This window comes from Methylobacterium ajmalii (assembly GCF_036448855.1).
Classification (GTDB): domain Bacteria; phylum Pseudomonadota; class Alphaproteobacteria; order Rhizobiales; family Beijerinckiaceae; genus Methylobacterium; species Methylobacterium ajmalii.
Map to the genome: position 1 here is coordinate 26066 of NZ_JAZFXT010000033.1, position 14283 is coordinate 40348.

General features: G+C 72.3%; 10 protein-coding genes. 1 reads left to right on the plus strand and 9 read right to left on the minus strand.

Going from position 1 to position 14283, the window contains the following annotated elements:
- Positions 1–4: 4 nt before the first annotated feature.
- The 9 genes from V3T34_RS16230 to V3T34_RS16270 form a co-directional block, all read right to left on the minus strand.
- A complete protein-coding gene (locus V3T34_RS16230; RefSeq protein ID WP_305079056.1) occupies positions 5–1219 on the minus strand; it encodes an MFS transporter in 1215 nt (404 codons plus the stop codon).
- Between the two features lie 142 nt (positions 1220–1361).
- Positions 1362–1700, minus strand: a complete 339-nt coding sequence (locus V3T34_RS16235) for a hypothetical protein (RefSeq protein WP_063920027.1) — start codon at positions 1698–1700, stop codon at positions 1362–1364.
- A 50-nt stretch (positions 1701–1750) separates the two neighbouring features.
- Positions 1751–2791, minus strand: coding sequence for a CobW family GTP-binding protein (locus tag V3T34_RS16240; protein WP_305079055.1), 1041 nt, complete (start codon positions 2789–2791; stop codon positions 1751–1753).
- A complete protein-coding gene (locus V3T34_RS16245; protein WP_060847355.1) occupies positions 2788–3081 on the minus strand; it encodes a hypothetical protein in 294 nt (97 codons plus the stop codon). Before V3T34_RS16245 ends, V3T34_RS16240 begins: the two co-directional genes overlap by 4 nt.
- Positions 3082–3085: 4 nt before the next feature.
- Entirely contained in the window at positions 3086–3985 is a 900-nt protein-coding gene (locus V3T34_RS16250; RefSeq protein WP_305079054.1) for a polysaccharide deacetylase family protein, read from the minus strand.
- Between the two features lie 160 nt (positions 3986–4145).
- Positions 4146–5274, minus strand: a protein-coding gene (prfB, locus tag V3T34_RS16255; protein WP_099053402.1) for a peptide chain release factor 2 whose coding sequence is annotated in 2 segments (ribosomal slippage) — positions 4146–5204 and positions 5206–5274 — 1128 coding nt in all. Because the reading frame shifts where the segments join, the coding sequence is not laid out codon by codon here.
- Positions 5275–5359: 85 nt separating this feature from the next.
- Positions 5360–5752: a helix-turn-helix domain-containing transcriptional regulator gene (locus V3T34_RS16260; protein WP_060847352.1), complete on the minus strand. Its 393-nt coding sequence runs from the start codon at positions 5750–5752 to the stop codon at positions 5360–5362.
- A 142-nt stretch (positions 5753–5894) separates the two neighbouring features.
- Positions 5895–8324, minus strand: coding sequence for a penicillin-binding protein 1A (locus tag V3T34_RS16265; protein WP_060847351.1), 2430 nt, complete (start codon positions 8322–8324; stop codon positions 5895–5897).
- A 203-nt stretch (positions 8325–8527) separates the two neighbouring features.
- On the minus strand, positions 8528–9871 hold the full coding sequence (locus V3T34_RS16270) for an N-acetylmuramoyl-L-alanine amidase (protein WP_407942718.1): 1344 nt from the start codon (positions 9869–9871) through the stop codon (positions 8528–8530).
- Between the two features lie 808 nt (positions 9872–10679).
- Here V3T34_RS16270 and V3T34_RS16275 point away from each other — a divergent pair.
- Positions 10680–13979 (plus strand): Rne/Rng family ribonuclease, encoded by a 3300-nt coding sequence (locus V3T34_RS16275; RefSeq protein ID WP_331369233.1) that lies wholly within the window; start codon positions 10680–10682, stop codon positions 13977–13979.
- Positions 13980–14283: the final 304 nt, after the last annotated feature.

The window sequence follows — 14283 nt, forward strand, 5'->3', positions numbered from 1 at the left end:
TCCTTCAGATCCGCACCGTCCGGTTGCGGGCGGCGAGCAGGCCGAAGCTTCCGGCCGAGAGGCACACGGCGGCGTAGAGCGCCGCCGGCAGGCCCCAGCCGCCGCTCCAGTCATGCGCGATCCCGACCAGGAACGGGCCGAGCGCCGCCCCGCAATAGCCGACGCCCTGCGCCATGGCGGAGAGCTCGGCGGCAGCCCGGGGGTCGCCGGCCCGCAGCACGATCAGCGTGAGGGCGAGCCCGAAGCAGCCGCCGAGGCCGAGGCCGAGCAGCAGCGCGAAGCCCCAGGCGAAGGCGAGCGGACCCACGAGCAGCCCGATGAAGCCGACGAGCGGCAGGCTGACGACCAGCACCACCCAGGGCCGCTGGTCGGGCCGGCGCGCCGCCAGCGTCGGCACCACGAGGGCGAGCACGCCCTGCGCCAGCGCCGAGACCGAGGCGACGAGGCCGGCCGCCACGATGTCGAGGCCCCGGTCGACCAGGGCCGCGGGCAGCCAGCCGAACACGATGTAGGCGAGCGAGGATTGCAGGCCCATGAAGGCGGTGACCTGCCAGGCCAGGGGATCGCGCCACAGCGCCCCGCTCGGCCGCGCCGCGCCCCCGGCGGGTTTGTCGCGCCCGCGCGCGAAGGGCAGCCAGGCCGCCGCGGCGACGAGGGCGGGGGCGGCCCAGAGCATCAGGGCCCCCTCCCAGCCGAGGCCGAGGGCATGGCGCGCCGGCACGGTGAAGCCCGCTCCGGCAGCGGCGCCGAGGCAGAGCAGCGCGGTGTAGAGCCCGGTCATCAGGCCGGCCCGATCGGGAAAGTCGCGTTTGACGATGCCCGGCAGGATGACGCCGACGATCCCGATCGCCGCCGCGGCGATCACCGAACCGAGGAAGAGAGACGGCAGGCCGCCGAGGCCGCGCACGCCGAGGCCGAGCGCCAGGACGAGGAGCGCCGCCAGCACGCCGGCATCCGGCCCGACGCGCCGCACCAGCACGGGCGCGAGGCGGCCGAACACCCCCAGGCACAGGACCGGCACGGTGACGAGGGCCCCGGCGAGCGCACCCGAGAGGCCGGTCTCGGCGCGGATGCCCGGCAGGAGCGGGCCGACGCTCGACAGGGCGGGCCGCAGGTTGAAGGCCACCAGCATCAGCCCGAGGCCGATCAGGACCGGGTGGAACCCCGCCCTCCCCGGCCGCGCGGCAGCGATGTCCGGCTCCCGTTCGATGGTCCGCACCGGCCGTCCTCCCCTCGCGCGTGGCGCGCGTTGAGAGGGGTCATACCGTCCCGGAGCAGGGCTGAGGACCGGCAAGTTTGCAACCCCGCACCGATGCGGGGGGACCGCGGGCGGGGACGCACCGGCGCGAGCCCGCTCCCGATCACTCCGCCTTGGCGGGCGCGCGCTTGCCAGCGGGCTTGCGGCGGGGCCTTGCCGCCGGTGCGGCGGCCTCCGGCTCGCGCTCCGGCTCGCTTGCCGGCTCCTTGGCCGGCTCCTTCTCCAGGCCCTGCACCGCCTCGGGCGCCTTGGCCTCGCGGGTGATCATCTCCACCATGCTCTGGGGCAGGCGGACGAAGTGGCCGGTGCCGTGGCCGGACCGGTCGAGGATCTCGGCGAAGACCGGCTTGTGCGGCTCGTGCCCGGCCTCGCCCAGCGCGCAGGGGCGGCGCGGCAGGGCGCTCAGCTTCGCGGCGAGTTCCTTCGGCACCAGTGCGTTCACGCCTCACCCTCCCGACGGCCGGACAGAGCGGAGGTGTAGGACCCGCAGGGTTAACGATCGGCTGCCGCCGGTGCGGCGGCGGCGTGCGCCTCCGGGACGCCCGGCGAGGCGGCGGGAGGCTGCGCGCCGGTAAAGGCGGCGTAGGAGCGGCGCAGCAGGGCACCGTCGAGGTCGTGCCCGATCAGCACGAGGCGGGTGCGGGCCCCGCCCTCGGGCCATTCGGCCAGGTGCCGGGGGGGATGGACGAGGTGCTGCACGCCCTGGATCACCACCGGCGTCGCGACGCCCTCGACCGCCACCAGCCCCTTGAGCCGCAGGATCCGGGCGCCGTGACGGTTGAGCAGCATGCCGAGCCAGAGGCCGAACCGGGTCCAGTCCACCGGCCCGCTCTCGATCGTCACCGCCCCGGCTGCGCCGTGGGGGTGCGACGGGATCTCGGCGCAGAGCCAGCGCCGGGCGCTCGCGGTTCCGGTCGGGTCGTCGGTGAGGAGGGCCGCTTCCGGCGCGTCGTCGAGGGTGAGGTCGGTGACCGGCGCGAGGGGGTTGAGGGCGGCGAGCCGCGCCCGCAGGGCGGCGGCGACCGCGGGCGGGGCGAGGTCGGTCTTCGACAGGATCAGGCGGTCGGCGCAGGCCGCCTGCCGCACCGCCTCCTCGTGCGTGTCGAGGGTGCGGGTGCCGTTCACCGCGTCCACCACCGTGACGATGGAAGCCGTCGTGAAGGCGTGGCGCAGGACCGGATCGGCCACCAGGGTGGCGACGGCCGGGCCCGGATCGGCGAGGCCCGTCGTCTCGACCACCACCCGGCGGAAATCCGGCACCAGGCCGCGCCGGCGCCGGTCGTGCAGGTCGATCAGCGCCGCCTTCAGGTCGCCGCGGATGCTGCAGCAGACGCAGCCGCCGCGCAGGAGCGCCACCTCGCCCGCGAGCGGCTCGACCAGCAAGTGGTCGAGGCCGACCTCGCCGAACTCGTTGATCAGGACCGCGGTGTCGCGTAGCGCCGGCCAGCGCAGCAGGCGGGCGAGCAGGGCGGTCTTGCCGGCGCCGAGGAAGCCGGTGAGCAGGGTGACGGGCGTCGCCGGAGGACGGGTCACCGCGCCTCCAGGGCGACGATGATCGCGAGATCGAGGGGATCGCAGGGACGACCGGCGAGGCGCTCGGCGGCCGGCCACAGGGTGCCGAGATGGTCGACCATCGCGGTCCGCCCGGTTCGGCCCGACAGGGTGTAGCGATCGGCCCAGGCCGCGAGGCGCAGGCCGTAGAGGCCGAGCACCCGGTTGGCGGCCTCCGCCCGGGCCCGCCGCCCGGCCTGGGCCGGGCCCGGGCGGGCCACCCCGTCGCTCCAGTGGTCGGGCGCCCCGAAGGCGCCGCACAGGCCGCACATCGAATCAGGATTCCGGCCGCGCCGTGCCCTCGAACGGGAAGCGCTTCGCGAAGTCCTCGGCGATGGTCTCCATCGTCACGAACCGCACGCCGTCATGGGCCTTGAAGTGCTGGAACAGGCGCTCGTGCATCTGCAGCACGTGCGGCTTGCCCGAGACGTCCGGGTGGATGGTGATCGGGAAGACGGCATAGTCGTAGTTGGCATAGACCCAGTCGAACTGGTCGCGCCACATCTGTTCGATGTCGCGCGGGTTGACGAAGCCGTGGCTGTTGGGCGCCGCCTTGACGAACATCATCGGCGGCAGGTCGTCGAGGGTCCAGGAGGCCGGGATCTCGATCAGCTTGGTCTCGGTGCCGTGCTCGAACGGGCGCATCCAGGTCGAGGGATGCTGCGAGTAATCGATCTTGGTCCAGCTCTCGTCCACCCGCACGTAGTAGGGATGGTGGTCGTTGTGCATCAGCGAGTGGTCGTAGCGGATGCCCTTCTTCTGCAGGAGCTCGTTGGTCTTGGGGCCGAACTCCCACCAGGGAGCGACGTAGCCGCGGGGCGGCTTGCCGGCGAGATCGCTGATCAGCCCGACGCACTTGTCGAAGATCGCCTCCTCCTGCTCGGGGGTCATCGCGATCGGGTTCTCGTGGCTGTAGCCGTGCATCCCGATCTCGTGGCCCGCCGCCGCCACGGCCTTCATCTCCTCGGGAAAGGTCTCGATCGAGTGGCCGGGGATGAACCAGGTCGTCTGGATGCCCCAGCGCGCGAACATCCGCAGCAGCCGCGGCGACCCGACCCTGCCGGCAAAGACCCCGCGGGAGATGTCGCAGGGGCTGTCCTCGCCGCCATACGATCCGAGCCAGCCCGCCACCGCGTCGACGTCGACGCCGTAGGACACGAAGATCTCTTTCGCCATGCGCGTCATCCCGCCTGCCCGGCGGGCATCTGACAACCGGCGGCGCGGCGGGGTCAAGCCGTAACAGGCCCGGCACCGGGCCATAAAAAGGGCGCGGCCCCTCCCCCGGTCCGGGGGAAGCGCCGCGCCCTGATCTCAGTCCGAAGAGACGTGCGGGTCCTCAGTCGATATCCGCGACCGCCTCGGCGCCGCCGTAGACCCGGTGGGCGAGCGAGGCCTCGATCAGGTCGTCGATGTCGCCGTCGAGGACATCGTCGGGGCTGGTCGACTGGGCGCCGGTGCGCAGGTCCTTCACCAGCTGGTAGGGCTGGAGCACGTAGGAGCGGATCTGGTGGCCCCAGCCGATATCGGTCTTCGAGGCGGCCTCGGCGTTGGCCTTCTCCTCGCGCTTCTTCAGCTCGAGCTCGTAGAGGCGGGCGCGCAGCATGTTCCAGGCGGTGGCCCGGTTCTTGTGCTGCGAGCGCTCCTGCTGGCACGCCACCACGATCCCGGTCGGGTTGTGGGTGATGCGCACCGCCGAGTCGGTGGTGTTGACGTGCTGGCCGCCCGCGCCCGACGACCGGTAGGTGTCGATCCGGCAGTCCGATTCCTTGATCTCGATCGTGATCCGGTCGTCGATGACCGGGTAGACCCAGACGCTGGCGAAGCTGGTGTGCCGCCGGGCGTTGGAATCGTAGGGCGAGATCCGCACCAGGCGGTGGACGCCCGATTCGGTCTTCAGCCAGCCATAGGCGTTGTGGCCCTTGATCAGGAGCGTGGCGCCCTTGATCCCGGCTTCCTCGCCGTCGGACCACTCGACGATCTCGACCTTGTACTTCCGGCGCTCGGCCCAGCGGGAATACATGCGCTGGAGCATGTTGGCCCAGTCCTGGCTCTCGGTGCCGCCGGCGCCGGCATGGACCTCGACATAGGTGTCGTTGCCGTCGGCCTCGCCGGAGAGCAGGGTCTCGATCTGGCGGCGGGCCGCCTCGACCTGCACGGCGCGGATCTGCTCCTCGCCCTCGCGGATGGTGGCGGCGTCCGCCTCCATCTCGCCGAGCTCGATCAGCGTGGCGCCGTCCTCCAGCCCCTGCTCGAGGCGGCGGATCGCGGTCGCGGCGTCGTCGAGCTGCGTGCGCTCGCGCATGACCTTCTGGGCCTCCTCCGGATCGTTCCAGAGCGAGGGGTCCTCCGAGCGGGCGTTCAGCTCCGCGAGGCGCTTGTCAACGGTATCCCAGTCAAAGATGCCTCCTCAGCAGTCCGATCGACTGCTTGGCGGCATCCGAGAGTTGCTCGATCTCGGCGCGCATCTGGTGTGGGTTCACTCGCGTGAGGTTGGGGTGCTGGGTGATAGCGCCGGGGGGCGCGGGTGTAAACGGCGGGGCAGCGCCTCGGTCAGCCGAGTTCGCGCCCGACGGGAGGACCGTCGAGCGTGCCGGCGATATCCGGGCAGATCTCGGGCAGGTGCTCGGCACCGACGAGAAGCTCGGCGATCGGGATGCGGCGCGGCTTGTCTGGAGCCGGGTCGGCGAGATCGACGGTGAGACGCAAGCCGAGAGCTTTCAGCACCGAGAGCGCAGTCGCGAGAGGCAGATCGTCGAGGTCGCAGAGCGGCAAGCTGGCCGCTTCGACGGTTCGGTTCTGGTGTGCGGCACGAACCGCCACGCGGAGAGCCGACGCAACGTGGGATGCGGCTCCGGCCTCGAAGGCATCGGACAGGAACACCGCGATGGCCTCGGTCGAACTCAGCGAGGCGGCGGGATCGAAGTCCGAGATCTGTTCGGTCATCAGCGAGCCTCGCAGAGGGATGCTGGACGGTCCGAGGAAAACCCGAGCCTCTTCTTTCCCGGACAGGGCTCGTCGCGACATGCCGAAGCGCTCTTACGCGAAGGGCGAGGCACCCGCCGGCGCCCCGCCCTCCCTGTCGCTGTCAGTACAGCCCGCCCGCCTGGGCCGCCCGGTCCGCGTCCGGGGGTACCGCCGCCGGCGCCGCCGGCTGGGCGCTCGGCGGGGCCGAGTAGCTGTCGGGCGGGGCGGTGCCGGGCTTGAAGGCCTCGAGCAGCCCGCCCTCCGAGCCGCCGGCACGGGTGCCGCTGGCGGCGTTGACGCGGATCAGCTTGATGCCCGGGGGCACGCGGAACGGCGTCGGCGGCTTGTCCTTGAGGGCGGCCTTCAGGAAGTCGCGGGCGATCGGGGCGGCGAGCCCGCCGCCGGTGGCGCTGTCGCCGAGCGAGCGGGGCTTGTCGTAGCCGATGTAGATGCCGACCGCGAGATCCGGTGAGAAGCCGACGAACCAGGCGTCCTTGGAGTCGTTGGTGGTGCCGGTCTTGCCGGCGAGCGGCTTGCCGATCTCCTTCAGGATCGTGGCGGTGCCGCGCTGGACCACGCCCTCCATGATCGAGACGATCTGGTAGGCGGTGAGCGGGTCGAGGACCTGCTCGGACTCGTCGACCAGCTTCGGCTCGTCCTGGCCCGACCACTTGTCGGCGTCGCAGCCGATGCACTTGCGGGTGTCGTGGCGGTAGATGGTCTCGCCGTTGCGGTCCTGGATGCGGTCGATCAGGGTCGGGCGGATGCGCCGGCCGCCGTTGTCGAGCATCGAGTAGGCGGTGACCATCCGCATCACGGTGGTCTCGCCGGCACCCAGCGACATCGGCAGGACGGGCAGCATGTCGTCGTAGACGCCGAAGCGGCGGGCGTACTCGGCGATCAGCGGCATGCCGACATCCTTGGCGAGCCGCACCGTCATCAGGTTCTTCGAGTGCTCGATGCCGTAGCGCAGGGTGTGGGGGCCGCCGCCGGCCTTGCCGCCGTAGTTGGTCGGGGTCCACGCCTCCTGGCCGGGGCCCGCCTCGATGGTGATCGGCGTGTCGAGGACCATCGAGGACGGGGTGTAGCCGTTGTCGAGGGCCGCCGAGTAGACGATCGGCTTGAACGACGAGCCGGGCTGGCGCATCGCCTGGGTGGCGCGGTTGAACTCGCTCTCGTCGTAGGAGAAGCCGCCGACCATCGCGTGGACGCGGCCCGTGTAGGGGTCCATCGCCACGATCGCGCCGGAGACCTCCGGGATCTGGCGCAGGCGATAGGTGTTGCCGGCCCCCTCCATGCGCTCGACGTAGACGACGTCGCCGGAATTGAGCGCCGCCGCGACGCTGCGGCCGGTCCAGCGCACGCCCTCGGCCGAGATGATCCCGGTCTCGCGGTCCTTCGAGACCTGGCCGGAGCTCTCGCGCTTGGGCTGCAGGCCGATCGTGGCGCGGCCGCCGGAGGTGTCGAGCACCACGGCCAGGCGCCAGGGCTGCACGTCGCCGAGCGCCGGCACCTCGGCCACCGCCATGCCCCAGTCGCGGCCGGCGAGCTCGACGCGGCTCTTCGGGCCGCGCCAGCCGCGCGCCTGGTCGTAGCGCACCAGGCCGTCGACCAGCGCCTTGCGGGCCATCGCCTGCATCTTCGGGTCGAGGGTGGTGCGCACCGACAGGCCGCCCTCGTAGAGCTTCTTCTCGCCGTAGCGCTCGGAGATCTCGCGGCGGACCTCCTCGGCGAAGTAGTTCGCGTTGGCGGTGTTGGGCGAGATGGTGCGCGGGTTGACGCCGAGCGGCTGCTTGCGCTCGGACTCGGCCTCCTCCTTGGTGATGTACCCGTTCTGGGCCATCAGGCCGATGATCTCGTTGCGGCGCGCCAGCGCCTGCTGGGTGCGGCGGTAGGGGTGGTAGTTGTTCGGGCCCTTGGGCAGCGCCGCGAGATAGGCCGCCTCGTGGATCGTCAGCTCGTGCACCGACTTGCCGAAGTAGTCGAGGGCGGCGGCCGCGATGCCGTGCAGGTTGCGGCCCGGCACGATCGTGCCGAGGAAGATCTCGTTGAGGTAGAGCTCGAGGATCTTGTCCTTCGAGTAGGTCGATTCGATGCGCAGCGCGATCAGCGCCTCGCGGACCTTGCGGTCGAGGGTCTGCTCGGAGGAGAGCAGGAAGTTCTTGGCGACCTGCTGGGTGATGGTCGAGGCGCCCTGCTTCTTGCCGCTGGACGCGTTGGTGACTATCGCCCGGACGATGCCCTCGGGGTCGATGCCGCCGTGCTTGTAGAAGTTCTTGTCCTCGGCCGACAGGAAGGCCGCGACGACGATCTTCGGCATCGCCTGGATCGGCAGGTAGAGCCGGCGCTCGCGGGCATACTCGGCGAGCAGGCTGCCATCGGCCGCGTGGACGCGGGTCATCACCGGCGGCTCGTAATTGGCGAGCGCCGCGTGGTCGGGCAGGTCGCGCGAGTACTTCCAGTAGAAGTAGCCGCCCGCGGCCGCGCCGACGACGAAGAGCATCGCCGCGATGCTGAACAGGAAGCCGAAGAAGCGGAGGATGAAGCGCATCGAAACCCGATCCGTCGATGATGCCGCGGCGGCCCTCTGGCCGATCGAAAGCCCGAGGCCCGCAGCGGACGGCCACGCCTCGGCGCGGCTCCCCACCGGAACGCTACCCGCCATGACGACGCGCAGCCGCTCCCGCGATTAGCGGAGGACGGGCGCGAAAGCCAGGACAGCGAGGGGCCGACGGAGCCCTATCGACACGGGATCTATGGTGAAACTGGGGCGGGTGCGTGCTCGGCGGCCCGGCTGAGGCGCAAGCCGTCGGCGTTCAGCGCGGTCATCGCCTGGCCGGCGGGCGGGAGGCGGCCGGCGAAGAACCGCTCGATCGCCCCGGCCATCTGCGCCGTGACCTTGATGCGCCACTCGTCGGAGAGCAGCAGGTCGAGGTCGCGCTTGCTCGACAGGTAGCCGAGCTCGACCAGCACCGAGGGCACGTCGGGCGAACGCAGCACCCGGAACCCCGCCTCGCGGTGGGGCTTCACGCTCATCTCCATCACGCCGGAGAGGTTGGTGAGCAACCCTTGCGCGAACCGCGCCGAGAACCCGCGGGTCTCGCGCAGGGTGAGCTCCTGCAGGATCGTCGCGACGTCGCCCGGTCCCTCGCCCTGGTCGGCGCCGGCGGCCGCGTCGGCCTTGTTCTCGCGGTCGGCCAGCCGCGCCGATTCGGCGTCGGTCGCCTTCTCGGAGCCGGTGTAGATCGTGGCGCCGCGCACCTGCGGGGCGGCCGAGATCGAATCGGCGTGGATCGACACGAACAGGTCGGCGCGGGCGTCGCGGGCGATGCGCACCCGCTCGGCGAGCGGCACGAACACGTCGCGGTCGCGGGTCATCTGGACCCGGATGCGGCCGGTGGCCTCGAGGCGCTGGACCAGCCCCTGGGCGACCCCGAACACGATGTCCTTCTCGTAGACGCCGTTGCCCGCGATGGCGCCCGGATCGATGCCGCCATGGCCGGCGTCGACGATGACGAGGGGCCGCGAATCGACCGGATCGCGGGCCGGCGGGCCCTCGGCGCGGGCGGGCGCGGCCGGCTGGGCGGCGCGCCGGAACGCCTCGCGGTCGCTGCGGGCGAGATCGATGGTGAGCAGCGTCGCCCCGTCCCTCGGCCGGGTCGTGGTCGCGACCCGCGCCACGGTCGCGGCCTGGGCGAGGTCGATGACGATGCGCGAGCGCCCGGGGGCGAACAGGCCGTAGCGGTAGGAGGCGACGAGGCCGTCGCGCTTGCGGCCCGCCTCGGAGGGCAACTGGAAGTTGACCTCCGGCAGGTCGACGATCGCCCGGTCGGGCCGTTCCATCACGAAAGCCCGGGCCTCGACCGGCCGGGACAAAACCACGGTCAGGCGGGTGCCCTCCGGGACCGCCGAGATCTCGGCGCCGATCGCCACCGCGGGCCGGTCGGCGGCGGCGCGCTCGGCGGCCTGACGCTCGGGCATCTGGCGCTCGACGGCCGGACGCTCCGGCGCGGCGAGGCCGGGCAGCGGCGCGAGGAGGCCCAGCGCCACGAGGGCGGCGCGGAGCGGCAGGCGGATCGGACGTGCGCGTGTCGGCATGGTCTCGCGGCGACTTCTGGCGGCATCCCGGTTACGCGATAACCGAGCCATGGTTAACGCTTCGCAAAGCCGATCGGATCGTCCGCCCGGCGCCTGTGGCCGGGCGGGTACAGGGAGGGACGCCCGGGCCGGCGGGGGATCAGCAAGAGGCCGGCGGGGGACCGGCGACGCGCGGGCAGGACAAGCGAGCGAACATGCTTGCAAATTCGCCGCGACACTCTGTAATGGTATGGACCCTTGCCCGATGCCGCCGGCTCTTCCGCCGCGGCCCGCGGGCCCGCCCGGACGCTCTCGCAGCGGCTTCGGCGTTGGCCGGCCGCCGGCAGATCGTCCGACGATCAGCGTGCCGGGCAGGAGTCGCGTGATCCGCGGCGGCGTTCCCGAACGTCGTCGCCCGTTTTCCAACGGCCGCGGGGCCTTCCAGGCCCGCGCGCCCTGATTCGAAAGGTCGGTGGGAGTATGCGTGGACGCACAGCCTCGGATTTCGAAGCTGCCGTCCCCGGCGCACGCGCTCCGCGTCGCGCCCGTCCGCGCCCCCTGCCCCCGGCCATCGTCAACCCCTCGCGCGCGTGGATGCGCGCAGCGGCGATTGACGGCATCCCCCGCACGACATCATCCGCCGGGCCCGGAAGGGCACGGCACGGGAGAGCCCTCCCGGCGCAGGTTTCCGCGCCCGGGGCGGCACCGGACTACGGAGGCTCGTCCTCCCGCGCACGGCCAGGATCCCTGAGGTCACCCGCCTCAGGGTCCGTTCCCGGATGCCCCCGTCCAGCGGCGCTGCCGTCGGTCGCCATGCCGAAAGTTCGTCATGGCCAACAAGATGCTCATCGATGCCGCCCACCCGGAAGAGACCCGGGTGGTGACGGTCAAGGGTTCCAAGGTCGAGGAATTCGACTTCGAGTCCGCTAGCCGCCGCCAGCTGCGCGGCAACATCTATCTCGCCAAGGTCACGCGGGTCGAGCCGTCGCTGCAGGCCGCCTTCGTCGAGTACGGGGGCAACCGCCACGGCTTCCTCGCCTTCAGCGAGATCCACCCCGACTACTACCAGATTCCGATCGCCGACCGGATGGCGCTCCTCGAGGAGGAGGCGCGGGCCGAGCGCGAGCACGAGGAGCGCCCCGAACGCCAGGAGCGCGGTGAGCGCAGCGAGCGCTCGGAGCGTGGCGAGCGCCAGGAGCGCGGCGACCAGCCCCGCCGCCGCCGCCGCCGCGGCCGCCGGGCCGAGGCCTCGTCGCGCCCGTCCGACGCCGTGGTGAGCGCCCCGGCGGAGGATCTGCACGAGGCCGGCCAGGAGACCGGTCAGGAGACAGGTGTCGAGACGAGCGCTGTCGAGACGACCGGCTGGCAGGACACGCACCCGCGCGAGACGCTCGCCCAGGAGACCTTTAGCGAAGGGACGTTCAGCGAAGGAACGCCCGGCCAGCCCGAGAGCGGCGAGCATCCGGCGCAGGCCGCCCACGAGGCTCCGGCCGAGGCCCAGGCCGGCGACGCCGTCGCGCAGGACAACCTGATCCCGGAGACCCAGGCTCACGAGAGCCCGGCCCAGGAGAACTCTGCCCAGGAGATCCAGGCCCAGGAGACCCACGCTCAGGAGACCTCTGCCGAGCATCACCCCGTCGAGGCCGCCCCGCTGCAGGGCGAGGCCGGCGCCGAGACCCCGGCGGCGATCGCCGCCGCCGTGTCGGCGGAGCCCGCCCCCGTCGCGGACGCGACCGAGGCCGCTGCCGTCGCGTCCGAGCCCGTCGAGACCACGGTTCAGGCCGACACCGCCGGCGAGAGCGACGACGCGGGCGTCCTGCCCCAGCCCGTCGCCGCCTCGCAGCCGGTCGACGCCACGGAGTCCGACGAGGACGAGGACGAGGAAGAGGACGACGAGGACGACGAGGAGTCCGACGACGAGTCCGAGGACGACGAGGACGACGATCAGGACGGGGACGACGAGGACGACGACCACGAGGAGGCGATCGTCGAGCAGGTCGGCGGCCGCGGCGACGCGCTGGCCGAGATCCCGGAGCGTCCCCGCACCCCGCGCCGGCACTACAAGATCCAGGAGGTGATCAAGCGCCGGCAGGTCATCCTGGTCCAGGTCGTCAAGGAGGAGCGCGGCACCAAGGGCGCGGCGCTCACCACCTACCTGTCGCTGGCCGGCCGCTACTCGGTGCTGATGCCGAACACCGGCCGGGGCGGCGGCATCTCGCGCAAGATCACCAGCGCGGCCGACCGCAAGCGCCTGAAGGAGATCGCCACCGACCTCGAGGTGCCCGAGGGGATGGGCGTCATCCTGCGCACGGCGGGCGCCTCGCGCACCAAGCCGGAGATCAAGCGCGACTTCGAGTACCTGATGCGGCTGTGGGAGAGCGTGCGCGAGCTCACCCTGTCCTCGGCCGCGCCGGCGCTGGTCTACGAGGAGGGCTCGCTGATCAAGCGCGCCATCCGCGACCTCTACAACAAGGACATCGACGAGGTTCTGGTCGCGGGCGAGGACGCCTACCGCGAGGCCAAGGACTTCATGCGGATGCTGATGCCGACGCAGTCGAAGGTGGTGAAGCCCTACCGCGACCCGACGCCGGTCTTCGCCCGCTTCGGGGTCGAGCAGCAGCTCGACGCGATGTTCTCCAACCACGTCTCCCTGCGCTCGGGCGGCTACCTCGTCATCAACCCGACCGAGGCCCTGGTCTCGATCGACGTGAACTCGGGGCGCGCCACCCGCGAGCACGACATCGAGGACACCGCCTACAAGACGAACCTGGAGGCCGCCGAGGAGGTGGCGCGCCAGCTGCGCCTGCGCGACCTCGCCGGCCTCATCGTCATCGACTTCATCGACATGGAGGAGAAGCGGAACAACCGCGCCGTCGAGAAGAAGCTGAACGAGTGCCTGAAGAACGACCGCGCCCGCATCCAGGTCGGCCGGATCTCGCCCTTCGGCCTGCTCGAGATGTCGCGCCAGCGCATCCGCACCGGCGTGCTCGAATCCTCGTCGGTGCCCTGCGCGCATTGCGGCGGCTCGGGCTTCGTGCGGGCGACCGCCTCGGTGGCCCTCCTGATCCTGCGGGCGATCGAGGAGGCGCTGATCAAGTCGAGCACCCACAACCTCGTGCTGCGCACCCGCAGCGAGGTGGCGCTCTACATCCTCAACCAGAAGCGCGCGCACCTGCACGAGCTCGAGATGCGCTTCGGCGTCGCGATCATCATCGCGGCCGACGACCGGCTGGCCGCGACCTCGGCCTTCCACCTCGATCGCGGCGACCCGGCCCAGCGGGTCGAGCCCCGGACCGTGACCAGCATCCGGGCCGAGGCGGTGCTGCCGCCGCCGCTGGAGGAGGATGACGAGGACGAGGAGATCGTCGAGGAGGCCGAGGAGGTCGAGGAGACCGCCGAGGCCGAGGGCGACGCCGAGGCGGAGACCGACGAGGAGGCCGGCGACGGCGCGCCGCGGGGCGAGGACGAGGGCGGGGGCAAGCGCCGTCGCCGCCGTCGCCGCCGGCGGGGCCGGGGCGAGCGCTCCGGGTCCGAGGACGGCGAGGCCGAGGGTCACGAGGACGAGGGCGACGAGTCCGGCGAGGCGCCGCGCGAGCAGGCCGTCGAGGGCGAGGCGGTGTCGATCCCGATCACCCAGGACGGTGCGGCGGCTCCCCGCGACGAGCGCGAGAGCCGCGAGGACGCCCTGAGCCGGCGGCGCCGGCGCGGGCGCCGCGGCGGTCGCGGCCGCGACCGCTTCGAGGAGACCGGCGGCACGATCGGCGACGAGGTCGTCGCCGGCACCGAGCCCGGCGAGGCCGGGGGCAGCCTGGTGCAGGACGCCCTGGCGGAGGAGATCGTCGCCCTCGACGAGATCTCCGGCTCGGCGCCCGAGGCGATCGGCCATCCGGTCGCGACGCCGGACCTCCCGGCCGTCGAGCGCGAGGCCCTGGCCGCCGAGGCGATCGAGGCCCCGCTCGGCGAGGCCGAGCCCGCCCGCGCGGCGGAGCCGGCACCGGCCGAGCCGGCGCCCGCCCCCGAGCCGGAGCCCGAGCCGGTGGCCGTCGTGCTCACCCCCCCGTCGGATCCGGACCGCCCGAAGCGGGCCGGCTGGTGGTCCCGCACCAAGGCGGCGATCGGCGGCGAGTGACCGCCGCGGGGCGGGCGCGGAGCCCCGCCCCCGCCGGGGCGTGACGACGAGGCATGCGGGCCGCGCTCCGAGAGGAGCGCGGCCCTTTCCGTTGCGGCGGTGCACCATAGGGCGTACGGCCTAGGACGGATGACCGAACAGCGCGGCATTTTATACATGACGGAGTGATTGCCGGTCTTCTGTCGCGGAGCGAACGAGTAATGTCGCGGAGCTCGGCGCGGGCCAGAACCGTGAGGGGAACCTAAGACGACGATGCGTCATCTCACACGCTAGACCAGGGTTCGGGCCGGCTGTTAACGGAAAC

Excerpts from the sequence above, each read along its gene's own strand:
- V3T34_RS16245 (WP_060847355.1), bottom strand. The coding sequence starts at position 3,081 with ATGTGCGGCCTGTGCGGCGCCTTCGGGGCGCCCGACCACTGGAGCGAC.
- V3T34_RS16250 (WP_305079054.1), bottom strand. The coding sequence starts at position 3,985 with ATGGCGAAAGAGATCTTCGTGTCCTACGGCGTCGACGTCGACGCGGTG.
- V3T34_RS16260 (WP_060847352.1), bottom strand. The coding sequence starts at position 5,752 with ATGACCGAACAGATCTCGGACTTCGATCCCGCCGCCTCGCTGAGTTCG.
- V3T34_RS16265 (WP_060847351.1), bottom strand. The coding sequence starts at position 8,324 with ATGCGCTTCATCCTCCGCTTCTTCGGCTTCCTGTTCAGCATCGCGGCG.
- V3T34_RS16270 (WP_407942718.1), bottom strand. The coding sequence starts at position 9,871 with ATGCCGACACGCGCACGTCCGATCCGCCTGCCGCTCCGCGCCGCCCTC.
- V3T34_RS16275 (WP_331369233.1), top strand. The coding sequence starts at position 10,680 with ATGGCCAACAAGATGCTCATCGATGCCGCCCACCCGGAAGAGACCCGG.